Raw genomic sequence first — 16116 nt, forward strand, 5'->3', positions numbered from 1 at the left:
AATGTCAGATCTTCGTCTAGGGCTTAGTGAGTTGGACGCTGTTCTAGCGGTCGCTCGCAGAGCTTCGTTTCGCAAGGCCGCTATCGATCTCAATGTTTCAACCACCGCGTTGAGCGCCACCATCGCCAAACTGGAAGCGAGTCTCGAAACGCGGCTATTCAATCGCACGACACGCAGCGTGGCCGTCACTGAGGCGGGCAAGATCTTTCTGGAGCAGGTGGGGCCAGCCCTGCAAGACTTGCGTGCTGCGCTCGACGCAGTACGGTCACACAACGCGGGGCCTTCGGGCACACTGCGTATCAATGCATTCGCCAGCGCTGCCCGAGCAGCACTTCTACCACTGGTAGTAGAGTTCTTGCGGCATCATCCAAAGGTCCATATTGATCTCGTTACCGAAGGCCGCCTGGTGGATATCGTCGCTGACGGCTTCGATTTTGGCGTACGTTCCGCGAGCCTCGTACCCAGCGATATGATTGTGATCCCTCTCGGCCTGCCGCAACGGTACGCCGTAGTCGGTACACCAGCGTACTTCGAAAAATTTGGCAAGCCACAAGCGCCGCCTGATCTGCTCAACCATCGATGCATCCGGGTCCGCCTACCCAATGGCGCAATCTTCCCGTGGCATTTCGAACGAGATGGAGAAGTAACCAGGCTCGATGTAAGCGGGCCGCTCACGCTTGATGAGCCCAGCGTCGTCAAATGGGTAGTGCAGGAGGGCATGGGGCTCGGATTCTTTATGGAGCAGGACGTAATAGGTGAAATCGAGACCGGACAGTTCGAGCGGATATTGGAAGCGTGGACACCGCCCAGAGACAATCTCTGCCTGTACTACCCGAACCGTCGCAACCCCTCCGCCGCGCTCAAGGCGTTCATCACCCTCGCTCGCGCCCATCAAGCCAGACAAAACGCACGAGCGTGATTCATGTTTATCTCTGGCGCACTTGCAACAGAGAGCCGCGGGCTATGGTCGCCGCCAGCATCAAGCGATCAAACCAAGTGTCAGGCCTTTCAATGTAGCCGCTGCGCGGGTCGAGCATTCCAGCTTGCGAAAGATGCTTTCCACGTGTGTGCGAACCGTGCTCGGACTGATGTCCAGCAGCCGCGCTACCTGCTTGTTGCTGGCGCCACGGCTGATTTCAAGGAGGATGCGACACTCACGCGTCGTCAGTAACGAAGCCTTGGGCTTATAAATCCCCCGCTCGCCCCGTGCGGCCGCAATCACCGCTTGGCACGCATTGTTGTCAAACAAGCCACTGCCAACATCCTGCTCGAGTAGTCTCGCCGCCTCTGATTCGCTATAGGCCGGCCGCCATGGCCGGGCTTGCCTCAGTGCGACCCAGGCTACGGAAGCGGCGAGCAGTCGGTGCTCGGCACACAGCGCATCGCCCATTACGCCTCGAAAATAGCCACTGCCGTTGAGCCGTTCATAAGCATGGGCTGCAATCTCTCCAGACGCGGCCAACTCATTAAAAGGTCTTAGCGCCTGTTGCGTCCAGTAGGGAACGAGGTGTACCCGCTCCGCAGCGCCGTATGGGAGCGCCCCCTCGGTATTCCAGAGGTGGTTGGAAACGGCTGCCCGACCGAGACTGTAGACAAGCGCTGCCTTTCCGATCTCGGTAAGGGCTGGCTCACTCAGCCCCCACTGGCGTGCAGCTTCCATGGCGACATGCGCCACCTGTCGTGAATGCCCTGCCAACCAAGGCAGCTTCAGGTCAATCACGTCTCCCACCAGCGTTAGCGAGACGTAACGTTCGGCCTGCTCATGGTCAGTGAGTTTGGAGGACGCCTCTAGGTCCGCCAGCCATTCCCTAGCGTTTCCTATGAGCAACGATGCGAGATAAGCAGGATAGCGCCGATCCGACTGTTCATGGATCCAGCGTAGCGCCGCATCAAGGCCATAGGCTCGGCTGAGAATATCCAGATCACCAGCAAGCACCACTTGATAGGCGACCTCCGGGATATGCTCATGCGTCAGGCCCTGCGGCCGGCCAGTCCCGTCGTAGGTTTCGAATACGTGGCACAGGCCTGCCTTGACAGCGGCACCAAGTTCGAGGGTTTTGGCTATTTCTCCAGATACCTCACAGTGCACGACCGCAAGCGGGGCTGCCTGATGCACCGCCTTCATTTCCTCCTTGCCTAGAGTAAGGTCAAGCATCGCGCGGCGACCATCTACATCATTACCCAACAGATCCGCAAACCCTTCGGCGTTTGCGGTACAGCCAGACCAGCGCAGTAGGGCGACCTGTTCCGCTACTCTCAGGTGCTCACCGTCGCCGTGCCTGGCCCGCGCCAGCATCCGCGCCAGTTCGGCAACGCGCCGGGAATGCCGGAGGGGCTGTCCCATGCTGAGGTCACCGACCTGGGCAATTACTCCCAGTGCTCCGCTCAATGAGATGTTCAGTGCCAACGCGCTATTCATTGAAAATACCCCGGGTCGGATAAATGACCGATGCACACAAAGCAGGCCAGTCAGCAGAATTTGAGCTCCCACACAGGAGCCAATTCAATGAAAACACTCAGATCAAAAGTCGCCGCCTTCGCCTTTGCCCTTACAGGCACGTTTATCGCAAGTACTAGTCAAGCGGAGGATACAACGCCTTCGGTGGTGATCGTACATGGCGCATTCGCCGACGGATCCGACTGGGCCAAAGTCGTGCCGCTGCTTCAGGCTGAAGGGATTGCCGTTACGGTCGTGCAAAATCCGCTCACTTCGCTTGCCGACGATGTTGCCGCTACACACCGTGTCTTAAATAACCAGCAGGGAAAAGTAGTTCTAGTTGGCCATTCATGGGGCGGTACCGTGATTACCGAGGCCGGCAGCGACGAGAAAGTCAGCGCTCTGGTATATGTCGCCGCATTCGCGCCGGATGCCGGACAAACCAGCGGCGAACAGGGCAAGGGCGCGCCTACGCCTCCTGGTATCAGTCAAATCAAGGCAGACGGCAATGGCTTCCTCTACCTGACGCCAGAAGGCATGGCCAAGGACTTCGCCCAGGACCTCCCTGCAGCGCAGACCGCCGTGATGACCGCAACGCAAGGGCCCATCAAGGCATCTGCATTCGAGGATAGAACGACTGTCTCTGCCTGGAAGACCAAACCGTCCTGGTATCTGCTGGCCACTGAGGACCGGATGATTCACCCCGACGTCCAGCGCGCTACTGCAAAGCGTATCGGCGCGCAATTGAATGAGCTACACACGAGTCATGTTCCTCAACAGTCACAACCCGCCGAGGTAGCCAAGGTAATTCTCGAAGCAGTGCGAAGCGATGGCGGTCAGTGATCCCTTCGTGACGCCACTGATACTCCTGAACTCACTCGTTACATTGATACGGAGCGGACATGAACCTTCTATATGCTCAGAGCTATGACTTCATTGTGTGTGGTGCAGGTACGACGGGATGCGTGGTTGCTGCCCGCCTTGCCGACCATAACAACGCACGCGTCTTGCTGATAGAAGCAGGCAACGCGTATTCCGGACCGGAGGTTGTCGAACCGGCACAATGGCCGATGAACCTCGGTACGGATCGCGACTGGGCTTTCGAGGGGCAACCTAATTCGCACCTCAATGATCGTCGCCTTTCCCTGAGCATGGGCAAAGGGCTCGGAGGTGGATCTAGCATCAATGTAATGGTCTGGGCGCGCGGGCACCGCTCGGACTGGGATTATTTCGCTGCCGAGTCCGGCGATCCCGCCTGGGGCTACAACTCAGTATTAGATTACTATCGCAGGATTGAGAATTGGCAAGGAAGTCCGGATGCAGTGCGGCGCGGCTCAGGCGGGCCCGTGCATGTTGAGCAGCCAGCCACACCTCAGCCCCTCGCCTGGGCGACATTGGAAGCAGCCAGCTGTCTGGACATTCCTAGATATGAAAGCCCCAATGGAGAGATGATGGAAAGCCCGGGCGGGGTCGCGATTACCGATCTGCGCATCAACCAGGGCAAGCGCGAATCCGTTTACGACTCCTATATCCGGCCACGGCTGCAGCATCCGAATTTGACGGTTCTGACCGGTGCATTGGTAACCCGTGTACTGCTTAGCGGGACAAAGGCAATCGGTGTTGAAGCGGTAGTGGACGGCAAGCGGCACCGCTTTCATGCTGGAGCTGAAGTCATTCTATCTATGGGCGCGGTAAATACGCCAAAGGTACTCATGCAGTCGGGGATTGGTCCGGAGGATCAACTGCGCGCCCATGGCATCGCCTTGATCAATCACCTTCCAGGTCTGGGTCAAAATCTTCAGGACCATATTGCTTTTGGCTGTACCTGGGAGTATCGGCAACCTCAGCTGATAGGCGGTAGTGGATGTGAAACCACCCTGTACTGGAGGAGCGACAGCCGCCTGGACGCTCCAGACCTGCTGTAATGTCAGCTCGAGTTTCCAGTGCCCTCTCCCTCTGAGGTCGGTGTTCAGCCGCCGCAACATGGCTGGACGATGTTTGCAGGGCTGGCCAGGCCTGTTAGTCGAGGGCGCGTGCGCCTGTCTGGTGCCGGCCCACAGGACGCTCCACTCATTGAGCCGGAATCGCTGAGCGCCCCTGAGGATATGGCCGCGGCGCTCGCGTCGATCGACCTGTGCCGGGCGATCGGCAACAGCGAAGCCTTCAACGGGTTGGTAAAGCGCGAGGTCGTTCCTGGCCCGAAAGAACGTCGCGCTATGGAGCAGTTCATCCGTAATGCTGCCGTGACCTACTGGCATCAGTCCTGCACTGCAAAAATGGGTCGCGATGCGATGTCAGTGGTTGACTGTCAGCTTCGCGTGTATGGCATTGAGAAACTTCGAATCGCGGATGCCTCGATCATGCCTCGAATAACCGTCGGCAATACGATGGCTCCATGCGTTGTCATTGGTGAACGTGCTGCCGACATGGTTCTCGCTGCGCATGGTTCGAGGGCTACAATATCTGTGTCTTAACGGGTAATGCAGTGAGGATAATAATAGTTGGCGGAGGTATAGCTGGCCTTGAAATGGCTAGGGCGCTAGAACAAGCCCGACTTGGTCGAGCGCAAGGCCGATGCGCCACAGGGAGGCACCGGGCTCTACTTGCCAGGAAATGCAGCACGGGCTTTGCACGAGCTAGGGCTACTGAATTCGATTGCAACGATGGCAGCTCCGATCAAAACCCAGCGTATTCTTGATAATAGAGGGACAGAGTTGAGCGTCACGCAGCTCCCCGGGAATCTGGCCGTCGGGCCATGTCTAGCGCTTGCGCGCGAAACCTTGCATGCAACATTGCGTAACTCGTAGCGGGACACACGCAGGGCAAACGAGACGGGCGTGCATTGTAGCCACAAGAGTCTACTCAAACCTCTAGCAGTCATTTAGTTCTGATAAATCAGTAAAAGGGTGCTGTCTTTAAGAATACACACCTGGCAGAGCAGGCGTGTATATCCGAAACAAGGCTCTTCTGCTGCAGCACAACAGTCATATCGCCTAAGCAAAGGTATCATTGCTGGCTAATACTTGCGCTATTTGCCATACCGTTTTGAACAAGCTTAGCCTCGTTATAAATACCGCTCTGCTGCACAGTGGCAACCCCCCGCAACCCGCTCTGAAACACCTCAAGGTTACCGCTACTTGTATTGTCCTGGCGGGCGGTAACGTCAAGCTCATCACCACGCTGGGTAATAGTCATCTTGCTTGGGAGGCTAAGTTCATTGCTGACCTGAGAGACATCAATGCTGTTATTCGAGCCAATGACATCCGTTAACAGACTAGATGCCGAACCGGTGTGTTGATGCTCCTGCCGGACGCTTACGCTATTAGAGCTCCCATCCTGGTAAGCCTCCAGACGGGAGGCGCCATTCTGATCGATAGTAAGTCGGTTATCATCGCCATATATAAAGACAATGGCATCAGGAGCCAAACTGTCACCTTCATTTCGTTGAAGCGCTTCAACAGTATTGCCGCTACCTTCCTGTCTTGCCCTAATGTACGTCCCTATACCACTTTGCTCTATAACAGCTGTGTTAGCGTTACCAACCTGAATGGCGCCTACGCTGTTATCCATTGACAGGGCACCTGCGAGTGTCGATACCGAGATCCTATTATTATCTCCGTAAGAGGCAAGGCTTGCGTAATTCAGGTAACCGTCCTGCATGACAGTATGTCCATTGTTATCTCCAGATTGCAGGCTTTGCGCATAATTCTGGATTCCGCCCTGAGTCACCTCCGACAGGTTTCCACTACCTGCCTGGCTGATAGACCCACCATTAGCAGCCGTGTAGCTTTCACTGCCTGGCTGTTGCTGAACCATTGCCTGATTGGCTGCTCCATTTTGATCGATTTGTATGTTCCCTTCTCCAAACCCATTCTGAAGCGCAGTCGCCCGGTTTCCGGTGCCCACCTGACGTGTCTCGATGGTGTCATATCGGCCTCCTTCCTGACGCTGCAAGGAATAGTTGTCCGATCCTGCCTGGTTAAGCGACGAACTGAGCCCTGTCCCATCCTGATATTGCTCCGCAATGTTGTTATCTGCTTGGATGGCAAAGGAGGCCAATAGCAACGTTATCCCTATCGAAAGTGCTGAACGTTTCATAGAAAACTCCATAAATGCTCATAGATAAGCCGAGCTTTTCGGCCAAGAGGAGCACCGGCACTCACACAGCCTGACCTCGCTTTTGTAAACGTCTGCCGGGACCGTCATCCAGACATGGCGGTGGCTTAAAGCATAGCGGATGTTTTGGAAATGACCTTTCACTCTAGATAGATGACAAATGCGGCAACGTCTACCTTAGGGAAGCTGGCAGACGCTACTTGCACTCCGCAGCCTGTCAGTGCCGTGATTTCAGACCACTGCTCTCCACAGAAAAGAAGCCTGCCAGATCGCCAGTTCTTATCCCGCACGTAGACTGGATATTGATCAACGCCTCATCCATATCAGACATGGCAGCAGATCTCTCAGCAGCTCGGGCGTCACCTTGCTAATATCAAACCGCACCTGCATGGTGGTTGTTACTGGATCAAAGCGAGCATCATCCTCAGTGCGTCGTTTCTCCTCGATCACCTGCTAGGCCTCAGCATCAAAGCCTCCGCGCAGATTGAGCAAACGGCCCTCGTCGCGACCGAAATCGCATTCGCCAGTCTTTCCCGATTTAAGGTCAAATTCACACATGCTTGGATAGGCATACGTCGCACGCATTGATTGACTCGTATCGACGCTAACATCCAGATCCTGTGATGCAAGTGGCTACTCCGGCGGCAACGGCATTAACGTTTCGGTGTCTATGCTGCACACAGATTCATCCTCGCCTCTACGTCGTAAGAAAACACCATGCACAAGGACAGGGAAAAGTTAATCGCCATGCTCGACGCCCAGGTACAGCACGAGACCCGCTGGCTCAGGCGTACTCCCCTCCTGATAGGAATACTGGCCGCTGTTGTTGCCTGCTTTGGCTACGCAGTGGGCTAATGGAAGATCATGACCGTTGCGCTTTTTATTCTAACCATTGGCCTATCTGCACAGGCTGTACTCTGGTTTGGGCTGTGGCATTTAAATAAGCGCCAATAGATCAAGAGGCATACCCTATATAGTCTCAATCCAGATTTAGCCGCTTGATCGCAGCCAGATTAATTGGCCCGGGTGGACCTGCATCAGCAGATTTGTAGGGCAAGGTGGAGTTATCGGACACGGCCAGGAGCCCGCGATGACCGCCTTCCACCGCCAGAATACCAGGACCCATTGTGATTACTCGCACAGGTGGGCGCAGGAGGCATTGGTGAACGAGATGAGAGTCAGCCGTGCCGGATCGATTCGCATGTGGCACAGCATAAGTACTATCCGCAAGACCAGGGTGTTGGACTTGCCCGAACCGGTGTCAGCAAATATCCGAGTTGTCACCTTCCGCCCCAGGGTCATCGCCCGGATGCGCAGACCGCGCCAGCCGCCACGACCGCAGCGACCGCAGCGACCATGCGCTGCTGCGACGTAATTGGCCGAAGGCAAAAACACGCAATGAATGATGAACTGATAATTTCTGACATCAAGCTGGGCCCCGGCAAGGAAGTCGTCAAGGGTTGGGGCCTGAGTCTGATGGGGAGACGCGTCGGCGGCAAGCCCCATCTGTTCGTGCCGGCGCGTCTGGCTTGTGGCGAGCAGCATATCGGCACCCGTATTAAACCTAATTCCAATCTGCGGGTCGGGATCGAGCTGCTCGAAGTCATTACGCGGGACGGTTGACTTCATGTATCGTGCCTAGACGCGACGGTCGTGCTCCGAACTGTAATGCCTTACTTTGGGTCAGTGCCTCTATCTTCAATAGGCAACTCGCTCCGTGAAGCCGTGCCCCCATTGGCTGCCCCGAAGAGGCGATTGGCCAAACACGGACTTTCGCGGTTCCTTATTGGCTCGCTATGATGCGCTGCCAGGGCACCGGACATAGTTCGCCCCCCTCGTATGTTCAGGTAAGTGATCATGAAGATAAACGAAGCCACCCCTTCACTTTATACCTCGACCAGCAAGCCGGCCGGGCGGATCCGTCAGAAGAACGAGAAGCTCATTTTGGCCGCGGCTGCCGAAGAGTTCGCCCGCTACGGCTTCAAGGGCACCAGCATGAAAGCCATCGCCCTGCGAGCCGAACTACCCAAGGCCAACCTGCACTATTACTTCAGCAGCAAGCTGAGCCTGTATGTCGAGGTGATGCGCGACATCCTAGAGCTCTGGGACAGTGCCTTCGATCAACTCACCGTGGAAGACGACCCTGCCACTGCCTTAGCGGACTACATTCGTACCAAAATGGAGTTCTCGCGCAAGCAGCCCCAGGCCTCGAAGATTTTCGCGATGGAAGTTATCAGCGGCTGTGAATGTCTGTCGGAGCATTTCAACCAGGACTATCGCAACTGGTTCCGCAACCGCGCGGCCGTCTTCGAGGCCTGGATCGCTGCCGGCAAGATGGACCGGGTTGATCCGATGCACCTGATCTTTCTTATCTGGAGCAGTACCCAGCACTACGCGGACTTCTCCGACCAGATCAAGCGCCTCACTGATAGCAAGCACATTACCAAAGCCGACTTCGAACTCGGCACGAAGACGCTTATCCAAGTTATTCTCAAGGGCTGCGGGCTGATGCCTCTGAATGCTGTACAAGTGGGTTGAGGCCAAACAGTTCCAATCGCGGCCTACGCGGAGCGCCGCCCGGTTTCCCTGCGAGGCGTCATGTGATTGTAGGAGGAGCTTTAGCCGCGATCCTGCTTGAAAACTACAGCTCCGCTGGAACATAGAAATTGTGGCTCAAGCCGCTCCGATGCGGGAAATGCAAAATCTATGGGAGATGCTTTAGCTACGATTCTTTAACGCAATGCTCCCAAGTAATCTCCATACTTCCATTCCGCCCCATTCTGAGGCGTTCATTAGCCTTCACATTCAATCAATAGCACCAAACCGGAGCAGCTCATTCGACTGGTCTCTCCCGACAAAAGGCCGCAAGCCACGGCACAACGGCTCCAGGTCATTTCCTGACCATCTGGCCAGCTTTTTGCTTAAGCTGACGTCACTAATATCGACTGGATAATCACCATGCTCGAGTCCTCCGACTGGTTGCGCCTGGAACTGCACGGCATCACCAAACGCTATCCAGGTTGCCTGGCCAATGATCGCATCGCCCTTCAGATCAAGCCTGGCGAAATCCATGCGCTGCTCGGGGAGAATGGAGCGGGCAAGAGCACGCTGATGAAGATCATCTATGGCTTGACGCAGCCCGACGGCGGCGAAATTCGCTGGGAAGGGGAGCCGGTTATCATGCGGGACCCAGCCCAGGCGCGGCAACGCGGGGTCGGCATGGTATTCCAGCACTTCTCTCTTTTTGAAACCCTGACTGTAGCGGAAAACATCGCCCTGGCCCTAGGCCGGTCGGCTGGAACACCGGGGCAGCTCGAACCAAAGATTCGTGAAGTCTCCCAGCGCTACGGCATGCCGCTAGAGCCACAACGGCTCGTGCACAGCCTGTCCATTGGCGAACGCCAACGAGTCGAGATCATTCGTTGCCTAATGCAGGACATCAAATTGCTAATTCTCGATGAGCCCACTTCTGTCCTCACACCGCAAGAGGCCGATGATCTGTTCGTCACGCTGCACCGCCTGGCCAGCGATGGCTGTAGCATCCTTTTTATCAGCCACAAGCTTGGCGAAGTCCGGGCTCTGTGCCAGCGTGCCACGGTGCTGCGGGGTGGTCGGGTTTCCGGTCATTGCGTGCCGGCCGAGTGCTCTGATCTAGAGCTTGCTCGGCTCATGGTTGGCGAGGCCGAGGGGCTGGAAGCGGAGTATCCCAAAGTCGAGGGCAAGACGCCGTTTCTGCAGGTGAGTGCCTTATCGTGGCACAACGCCGATCCGTTCGGCATGTCGCTGAAAGACGTGAGCTTTCAGGTGCGTTCTGGCGAGATCATGGGCATCGCCGGAGTCGCTGGCAACGGGCAGGACGAGCTGCTGGCACTGTTATCCGGTGAGCAACGTCTCTCAGCCAAGGACAGCCATTGCGTCTGCTTCGGCGAAAGTCCGATCGCGCACCTGCGGCCCGATGCCCGGCGACGGCTGGGCATGGCTTTCGTCCCGGCCGAGCGCCTCGGTCATGGCGCCGTGCCAGACATGAGCCTGACGGATAATGGCCTACTCACCGCTTTCCAGCAGGGGGGCCTGATCGGCAACGGCCTGATTCGCCGTGGCAAGGTCCAGGCGTTTGCGCAACGCGTCATCGAGCGCTTCGCCGTGAAGACACCAAACACCGAAACGGCCGCTCGCAGCCTCTCTGGCGGCAACCTGCAGAAATTCATTCTCGGCCGCGAGATCCTGCAGCAGCCCAGGCTGCTGATCGCCGCGCACCCGACCTGGGGCGTGGACGTCGGCGCGGCGGCGGCGATTCATCGGGCGCTGATCGAACTGCGAGATGCCGGTGCGGCGATCCTGGTAGTCTCCGAGGATCTCGAAGAGCTGTTCCAGATCAGCGACCGTATCGCGGCCCTGAGCCATGGCCGTCTCTCGCCGCCTGTGGCGACCGTACGTTGCACGCCCGGCGATGTCGGTCGCTGGATGGCTGGTCAATTCGACGCCCCTACTTCCGCCGCTGCCTGACGAGAACACCGCCATGCTGTTATCCCTCGAACCCCGTGGCCAGCGGTCCCGCGCCATGCTGTGGTATTCGCCGGTACTGGCCGGCCTGCTGACGTTGATCAGCGGCGCCCTGCTCTTTGCCATACTCGACCATCCGCCTCTGGAAACCCTGCGCATCCTGCTCATCGACCCGATCAGCGATCTTTACGGCGTCTCCGAACTGCTGGTCAAGGCATTGCCGATCCTGCTCTGTGCGCTGGGCCTGGCGGTGGTCTACCAGGCGCGTATCTGGAACATCGGCGCCGAGGGCCAACTGCTCATTGGCGCGCTGGCCGGCAGCACCGTGGCGGTCAATGTCATCGACTGGGCCTCGTCATGGGCACTGGTACTAGCTCTGCTCGCTGGCATCCTGGGCGGTGCGGCCTGGGCAGGGTTGTGCGCCTGGTTGCGCACGCAGTTCAACGCCAACGAGATCCTGACCAGCATCATGCTCAACTACATCGCGTTGAACCTCCTGCTCTACTGCGTGCATGGTCCGCTGAAGGACCCTCAGGGCTTCAATTTCCCCGAGTCGGCGATGTTTGGCGATGCCACACGCCTGCCGGTCATCATCGACGATCTACGCGTACATGCCGGACTGTGCTTTGCCCTGCTCGCGCTGGTCGTGGTGTCGGTGCTGCTGCAGAAAAGTTTTCTCGGCTTCCAGATCAAGGTCCTTGGCCTGGACAAGCGCGCCGCCGGTTTCGTCGGCTTTCGCGAGAAACGGCTGATCTGGATTGCGCTGTTGTTCAGCGGGGCACTGGCGGGACTGGCCGGCGTCTGCGAGGTGACCGGCCCGATCGGCCAGCTGGTTCCGCAGGTCTCGCCGGGCTATGGCTACGCCGCGATCACCGTGGCCTTTCTGGGGCGGCTCAATCCGCTCGGCATCGTCTTCGCCAGCTTACTCATGGCCCTGCTCTATCTGGGCGGCGAGAACGCTCAGATGGCGGCCAATCTGCCAACCTCGATCAGCCAGCTATTCCAAGGCATGGTGCTGTTCTACCTGCTGGCGTGCGATGTGCTGATCGTCTATCGACTGCGCCTGAAGGGCTGGCCCCGACGCGCGCCACGACTCGAACACCAACCGGCCGGCTGACAGGGAGATATGTGATGGATATAGATCTGCTGACGAACCTGTTCTACGCCATGGTGCGCACTGGTACGCCACTGCTGCTGGTGGCACTGGGCGAGCTGGTCTGTGAAAAGAGCGGCGTGCTGAACCTCGGCCAAGAGGGCATGATGCTGTTCGGCGCCGTGGCCGGCTTCATCGCGGCCTTTGCCACCGGCAGCCTCTGGCTCGGCGTGCTGGTGGCCTGCCTGGCAGGCATGCTGCTGTCGCAACTCTTCGCCGTCGTGGCCCTGGGCTTCAATGCCAACCAGGTCGCGACCGGTCTGGCTCTGACCATCTTCGGGGTCGGGCTGTCGTCGTTCGTCGGCGCCGGCTGGGTCGGCAAACCCCTGGCCGGCTTCGAACCCATCAACCTTCCGCTGCTCAGCGAGATACCCCTGATCGGCCGCATGCTGTTTGGCCAGGATGTGCTGGTGTACCTGTCTTTTGCACTGTTCGTCCTGGTGACCTGGGCGCTGCTCAAGAGCCGCGTCGGTTTAATCATCCAGGCCGTGGGTGAAAACCCTAACGCCGCCAGCGCCATGGGTTTGCCGGTCCTGCGAGTGCGCGTGCTGGCCTTGCTGTTTGGCGGCGCCATGGCCGGGCTGGCGGGCGGGTATTTGTCGCTGGCCTACACGCCGATGTGGGCCGAAAACATGACCGCCGGCCGCGGCTGGATCGCTCTGGCACTGGTGGTCTTCGCCAGCTGGCGCGTGGGCCGCGTCCTGCTCGGCGCCTACCTGTTTGGCCTTGCCAGTATCCTACATCTGGTCGCCCAGGGCATCGGCCTGTCGATCCCCGGCAACCTGCTGGCAATGCTGCCCTACGTGGCGACCATTATCGTGCTGGTCCTGCTTTCGCGCGACGCCGTAAGGACGCGGTTATATGCGCCGGTGTCGCTGGGGCAGTCATGGAAGGCGGGTGGTTAAGCCCGATTGCGGCTGAAGCCAAGATGAGTAATCAAAGGCAGGCAACTTTCTTGATGCCTACGTGCGTAACAGCCATCGCAGGATATAAACAAGCCGACGCCAAAATTGCTGAAACGCAGTGCTGCCTACTGTTTTCACCGTGATCCCTAAGCTCGACGTTTGCTACCCTTTCCCTTGCCCCACGGCCCCTGGATCAGCAGACAGGGCATAACTGAGCTGGCTCACGTATCTGAACCCACACTTTCAGGAGGAGCCGGCATGTCCGCTACCCGCCTCTGGATCAAGCATCCCCTCGCCACTTTTACTGCCAACAACCAAGACGCCTCGGGCGGCCTGGTCATCCATGACGGTGTCATCACCGAGTTGCTCGCTGTCGGGCAGTCACCTGCCGCGCCGGTGGACGAGGTGTTTAACGCCCGGGACCATGTCGTACTGCCTGGCCTGGTCAATACCCATCATCACTTCTACCAGACACTCACGCGCGCCTGGGCACCAATGGTCAATCAGCCGCTGTTTCCCTGGCTCAAGACGCTCTACCCCGTCTGGGCCCGGCTCACGCCGGATGCGCTGGCACTGGCCAGCCGCGTGGCGTTGGCTGAGTTGCTGCTGTCGGGCTGCACCACGGCCGCCGACCATCACTACCTGTTTCCAGATGGGCTGGAAGATGCCATCGACATCCAGGTCGAGGCGGTGCGGGCGCTGGGTATGCGCGCGCTGCTCACTCGCGGTTCGATGAGTCTGGGCGAGGCGGACGGCGGTCTGCCGCCACAGCACACGGTGCAGCAGGCCGAGGCGATCCTGCTGGACAGCGAACGCCTGATCGGCCTCTACCATGAGCGGGGCGATGGGGCGCAGATCCAGATCGGTCTGGCACCTTGCTCGCCCTTCTCGGTGACGCCTGACATCATGCGCGCCAGCGCGGCACTGGCCGAACGGCATGACGTCCGCCTGCACACGCATCTGGCCGAAACGCTGGATGAGGAAGAATTCTGCCAGCAGCGTTTCGGCATGCGTACGGTGGACTACCTGGAAAGCGTCGGCTGGCTCGGCCCACGTACCTGGCTGGCCCATGGCATCCATTTTGACGATTGCGAAGTCGCTAGACTCGGCGCAGCGGGTGTCGGCATCTGCCATTGCCCCTGTTCGAACATGCGGCTCGCCTCGGGTATCTGCCGCACCTTGGAGTTGGAAGAGGCCGGCGCCGTGATCGGTCTGGGCGTCGACGGCTCGGCCTCTAACGATGGCTCCAACATGATCCTCGAGGCTCGCCAGGCCCTGCTGCTGCAACGATTACGCTACGGGGCAGAGCAGATCACGCCCGAGCGGGTGCTGAGCTGGGCGACCCGGGGATCGGCACACGTTTTGGGGCGTAAGGACATCGGCGAGCTCGCTGTCGGCAAGCAGGCGGACCTGGCCCTTTTCAAGCAGGACGAGCTGCAGTTTTCTGGCAGCCACGACCCGGTCGCTGCCCTGCTGCTGTGCGGTGCGCACCGGGCAGACCGCGTCATGGTCGGTGGGCAGTGGCGGGTCGTGGATGGGCAGATCGAAGGGCTGGATGTGGCCGGGCTGATCGCCGATCACCGTCAGGCTGCTAAACGATTGGTCCAGTGAAGGTACGGCGGCGTCTTCCTGTCCGGGAGGACGCCCTTCCCGCACCGTTTTGCAGCGACGACATCCTTTGTTGCACCAACCGGAGTCCATTTCGCGCCGACCACAACGGCCGAGCCCCTGTATCGACGTAACCTGTCCACTTGGTCAACTTTTTGCAGTGGACGAGCGTGCCGTGGAGCATCCGGCCTTCCCACTATAGGAGCGTCATCTCGTCATGCAAAGAAGCATTCGCTCGAAATTGCTGCGCACGCTAGTCGCAGCCATGGGTTTCACCGCCGCGCTGAGCGCCTCGGCTGCCGATCCGCTGAAGGTCGGCTTCGTCTATGTTGGCCCGGTCGGCGACCACGGCTGGACCTACCAGCATGAACAGGGTCGGCAGCAGGTTGCCGAGCATTTCGGCGACAAGGTGCAGACAACCTTCGTCGAGAACGTGGCGGAAGGCGCCGATGCCGAACGGGTCATCCGCAACATGGCCAAAAGCGGCTATGACCTCATCTTCACCACCTCCTTCGGCTACATGAACGCCACGACCAAGGTTGCCAAGCAGTTCCCCAAGGTGAAGTTCGAGCACGCCACGGGCTATAAACAGGACAAGAACCTCGGCACCTATCTGGCACGCTCCTATGAAGGCCGTTACGTAGGCGGTTTTCTCGCGGCCAAGATGACCAGAAGCAAGATCGTCGGGTACGTGGCCTCCTTCCCTATTCCTGAGGTAATCCGCGACATCAACTCGATCCAGCTGGCTCTGAACAAGTACAACCCAGGCACTGAGCTCAAGGTGGTCTGGGTAAATACCTGGTTCGACCCGGGTAAGGAAGCCGATGCCGCCAATGCCCTGATCGATCAGGGCGCAGACGTCATTTTCCAGCACACCGACAGTCCGGCCCCGATCCAGGCCGCTGAGCGTCGGGGTGTCTACTCCATCGGTTACGCCTCGGACATGGCCCACTTCGGCCCGAAGGCTGTGCTGACCTCCATTGTCAACAACTGGGGCCCTTATTACATCCAGACCACCCAGGCGGTTATGGATGGCACTTGGAAGCCACAGGATTTCTGGGGCGGCCTGCACGACGACACCATCGAGCTGCCGATCAGCGATCTGGTACCCGCCGACGTGAAAGGCGAAGCTGAACAGATCATCGTCAGCATCAAAAGCGGTGACTTCCATCCCTTCACCGGCCCGATCAAGGACCAGAGCGGCAAGGTTCGGATCGCCGAAGGCGCGACGGCTACCACGGCGGACCTCGCCGGCATGAATTACTACGTGGAAGGCGTAAAAGCCGAGTTGCCGCAGTGAAACGATGGGACGCCTTTGCAGCGCCCGTTTCTCGCGAGCGAGAGCCAAACGGTGGCGAAGCGAAGACGTTTCAATACCGTTGGACCCATTGCCG

General features: G+C 58.6%; 15 protein-coding genes and 1 pseudogene. 12 read left to right on the forward strand and 4 right to left on the reverse strand.

All coding sequences use genetic code 11. From position 1 onward, the window contains the following. Nucleotide 1 precedes the first annotated feature (1 nt). A complete protein-coding gene (locus QWJ10_RS10170) occupies nucleotides 2-919 on the forward strand; it encodes a LysR substrate-binding domain-containing protein (protein ID WP_289926058.1) in 918 nt (305 codons plus the stop codon). A 60-nt stretch (nucleotides 920-979) separates the two neighbouring features. Here QWJ10_RS10170 and QWJ10_RS10175 read toward each other — a convergent pair whose 3' ends face one another. Then, nucleotides 980-2419, reverse strand: a complete 1440-nt coding sequence (locus tag QWJ10_RS10175) for an HD domain-containing phosphohydrolase (protein WP_289926060.1) — start codon at nucleotides 2417-2419, stop codon at nucleotides 980-982. Nucleotides 2420-2506: 87 nt separating this feature from the next. Between QWJ10_RS10175 and QWJ10_RS10180 the strand changes: the two genes are divergently transcribed. The 3 genes from QWJ10_RS10180 to QWJ10_RS10190 are packed head-to-tail and all read left to right on the forward strand — an operon-like array spanning nucleotide 2507 to nucleotide 4911. Next, nucleotides 2507-3280 carry an alpha/beta hydrolase gene (locus QWJ10_RS10180; RefSeq protein WP_289926061.1) on the forward strand — a complete coding sequence of 258 codons (774 nt, stop codon included), beginning with the start codon at nucleotides 2507-2509 and terminating at the stop codon, nucleotides 3278-3280. Nucleotides 3281-3339: 59 nt separating this feature from the next. Further along, entirely contained in the window at nucleotides 3340-4362 is a 1023-nt protein-coding gene (locus QWJ10_RS10185; RefSeq protein WP_289926063.1) for a GMC family oxidoreductase N-terminal domain-containing protein, read from the forward strand. Nucleotides 4363-4380: 18 nt separating this feature from the next. Further along, nucleotides 4381-4911 (forward strand): GMC oxidoreductase, encoded by a 531-nt coding sequence (locus tag QWJ10_RS10190; protein ID WP_289926065.1) that lies wholly within the window; start codon nucleotides 4381-4383, stop codon nucleotides 4909-4911. 532 nt (nucleotides 4912-5443) lie between these two features. Here the strand turns inward: QWJ10_RS10190 and QWJ10_RS10195 are convergent. After that, nucleotides 5444-6535, reverse strand: a complete 1092-nt coding sequence (locus QWJ10_RS10195) for a hypothetical protein (protein ID WP_289926066.1) — start codon at nucleotides 6533-6535, stop codon at nucleotides 5444-5446. Between the two features lie 735 nt (nucleotides 6536-7270). Between QWJ10_RS10195 and QWJ10_RS10200 the strand changes: the two genes are divergently transcribed. Then, complete coding sequence (locus QWJ10_RS10200; protein ID WP_289926068.1) at nucleotides 7271-7408, forward strand: hypothetical protein; 138 nt, start codon at nucleotides 7271-7273, stop codon at nucleotides 7406-7408. A gap of 124 nt (nucleotides 7409-7532) precedes the next feature. Here the strand turns inward: QWJ10_RS10200 and QWJ10_RS10205 are convergent, their stop codons facing one another. Both QWJ10_RS10205 and QWJ10_RS10210 read right to left on the reverse strand, forming a co-directional pair. After that, the gene (locus tag QWJ10_RS10205) at nucleotides 7533-7679 is read right to left on the reverse strand and encodes a hypothetical protein (protein WP_289926070.1); all 147 of its coding nucleotides are present in this window, start codon (nucleotides 7677-7679) and stop codon (nucleotides 7533-7535) included. A gap of 8 nt (nucleotides 7680-7687) precedes the next feature. Then, nucleotides 7688-7858: pseudogene (locus QWJ10_RS10210) on the reverse strand (UvrD-helicase domain-containing protein); the annotation flags it as partial. Between the two features lie 93 nt (nucleotides 7859-7951). On the opposite strand from QWJ10_RS10210, the gene QWJ10_RS10215 reads away from it, so the two are divergent. The 7 genes from QWJ10_RS10215 to QWJ10_RS10245 all read left to right on the forward strand — a co-directional run bounded on the left by QWJ10_RS10215 (nucleotide 7952) and on the right by QWJ10_RS10245 (nucleotide 16022). Further along, on the forward strand, nucleotides 7952-8176 hold the full coding sequence (locus QWJ10_RS10215; RefSeq protein ID WP_289926072.1) for an FKBP-type peptidyl-prolyl cis-trans isomerase: 225 nt from the start codon (nucleotides 7952-7954) through the stop codon (nucleotides 8174-8176). 234 nt (nucleotides 8177-8410) lie between these two features. After that, the gene (locus tag QWJ10_RS10220; RefSeq protein ID WP_289926074.1) at nucleotides 8411-9091 is read left to right on the forward strand and encodes a TetR/AcrR family transcriptional regulator; all 681 of its coding nucleotides are present in this window, start codon (nucleotides 8411-8413) and stop codon (nucleotides 9089-9091) included. Nucleotides 9092-9511: 420 nt separating this feature from the next. Then, nucleotides 9512-11059: an ABC transporter ATP-binding protein gene (locus QWJ10_RS10225; protein WP_289926076.1), complete on the forward strand. Its 1548-nt coding sequence runs from the start codon at nucleotides 9512-9514 to the stop codon at nucleotides 11057-11059. A 13-nt stretch (nucleotides 11060-11072) separates the two neighbouring features. Continuing rightward, entirely contained in the window at nucleotides 11073-12173 is a 1101-nt protein-coding gene (locus tag QWJ10_RS10230; RefSeq protein WP_289926078.1) for an ABC transporter permease, read from the forward strand. A gap of 14 nt (nucleotides 12174-12187) precedes the next feature. After that, on the forward strand, nucleotides 12188-13114 hold the full coding sequence (locus tag QWJ10_RS10235; protein ID WP_286788486.1) for an ABC transporter permease: 927 nt from the start codon (nucleotides 12188-12190) through the stop codon (nucleotides 13112-13114). A gap of 258 nt (nucleotides 13115-13372) precedes the next feature. Then, a complete protein-coding gene (locus tag QWJ10_RS10240; RefSeq protein ID WP_286788485.1) occupies nucleotides 13373-14725 on the forward strand; it encodes an 8-oxoguanine deaminase in 1353 nt (450 codons plus the stop codon). A 214-nt stretch (nucleotides 14726-14939) separates the two neighbouring features. Further along, nucleotides 14940-16022, forward strand: a complete 1083-nt coding sequence (locus QWJ10_RS10245; protein ID WP_289926083.1) for a BMP family ABC transporter substrate-binding protein — start codon at nucleotides 14940-14942, stop codon at nucleotides 16020-16022. The last annotated feature ends 94 nt before the right edge of the window (nucleotides 16023-16116 follow it).

The sequence above is a fragment of the Pseudomonas sp. WAC2 genome (genome assembly GCF_030403525.1).
In the GTDB taxonomy this organism is placed as follows: domain Bacteria; phylum Pseudomonadota; class Gammaproteobacteria; order Pseudomonadales; family Pseudomonadaceae; genus Chryseomonas; species Chryseomonas luteola.

Bases quoted from the DNA above. Each gene is read 5' to 3' on its own strand.
- QWJ10_RS10170 (WP_289926058.1), top strand. From the start codon at position 2: ATGTCAGATCTTCGTCTAGGGCTTAGTGAGTTGGACGCTGTTCTAGCG.
- QWJ10_RS10175 (WP_289926060.1), bottom strand. From the start codon at position 2,419: ATGAATAGCGCGTTGGCACTGAACATCTCATTGAGCGGAGCACTGGGA.
- QWJ10_RS10180 (WP_289926061.1), top strand. From the start codon at position 2,507: ATGAAAACACTCAGATCAAAAGTCGCCGCCTTCGCCTTTGCCCTTACA.
- QWJ10_RS10185 (WP_289926063.1), top strand. From the start codon at position 3,340: ATGAACCTTCTATATGCTCAGAGCTATGACTTCATTGTGTGTGGTGCA.
- QWJ10_RS10195 (WP_289926066.1), bottom strand. From the start codon at position 6,535: ATGAAACGTTCAGCACTTTCGATAGGGATAACGTTGCTATTGGCCTCC.
- QWJ10_RS10200 (WP_289926068.1), top strand. From the start codon at position 7,271: ATGCACAAGGACAGGGAAAAGTTAATCGCCATGCTCGACGCCCAGGTA.
- QWJ10_RS10205 (WP_289926070.1), bottom strand. From the start codon at position 7,679: ATGGGTCCTGGTATTCTGGCGGTGGAAGGCGGTCATCGCGGGCTCCTG.
- QWJ10_RS10215 (WP_289926072.1), top strand. From the start codon at position 7,952: ATGAATGATGAACTGATAATTTCTGACATCAAGCTGGGCCCCGGCAAG.
- QWJ10_RS10220 (WP_289926074.1), top strand. From the start codon at position 8,411: ATGAAGATAAACGAAGCCACCCCTTCACTTTATACCTCGACCAGCAAG.
- QWJ10_RS10225 (WP_289926076.1), top strand. From the start codon at position 9,512: ATGCTCGAGTCCTCCGACTGGTTGCGCCTGGAACTGCACGGCATCACC.
- QWJ10_RS10230 (WP_289926078.1), top strand. From the start codon at position 11,073: ATGCTGTTATCCCTCGAACCCCGTGGCCAGCGGTCCCGCGCCATGCTG.
- QWJ10_RS10235 (WP_286788486.1), top strand. From the start codon at position 12,188: ATGGATATAGATCTGCTGACGAACCTGTTCTACGCCATGGTGCGCACT.
- QWJ10_RS10240 (WP_286788485.1), top strand. From the start codon at position 13,373: ATGTCCGCTACCCGCCTCTGGATCAAGCATCCCCTCGCCACTTTTACT.
- QWJ10_RS10245 (WP_289926083.1), top strand. From the start codon at position 14,940: ATGCAAAGAAGCATTCGCTCGAAATTGCTGCGCACGCTAGTCGCAGCC.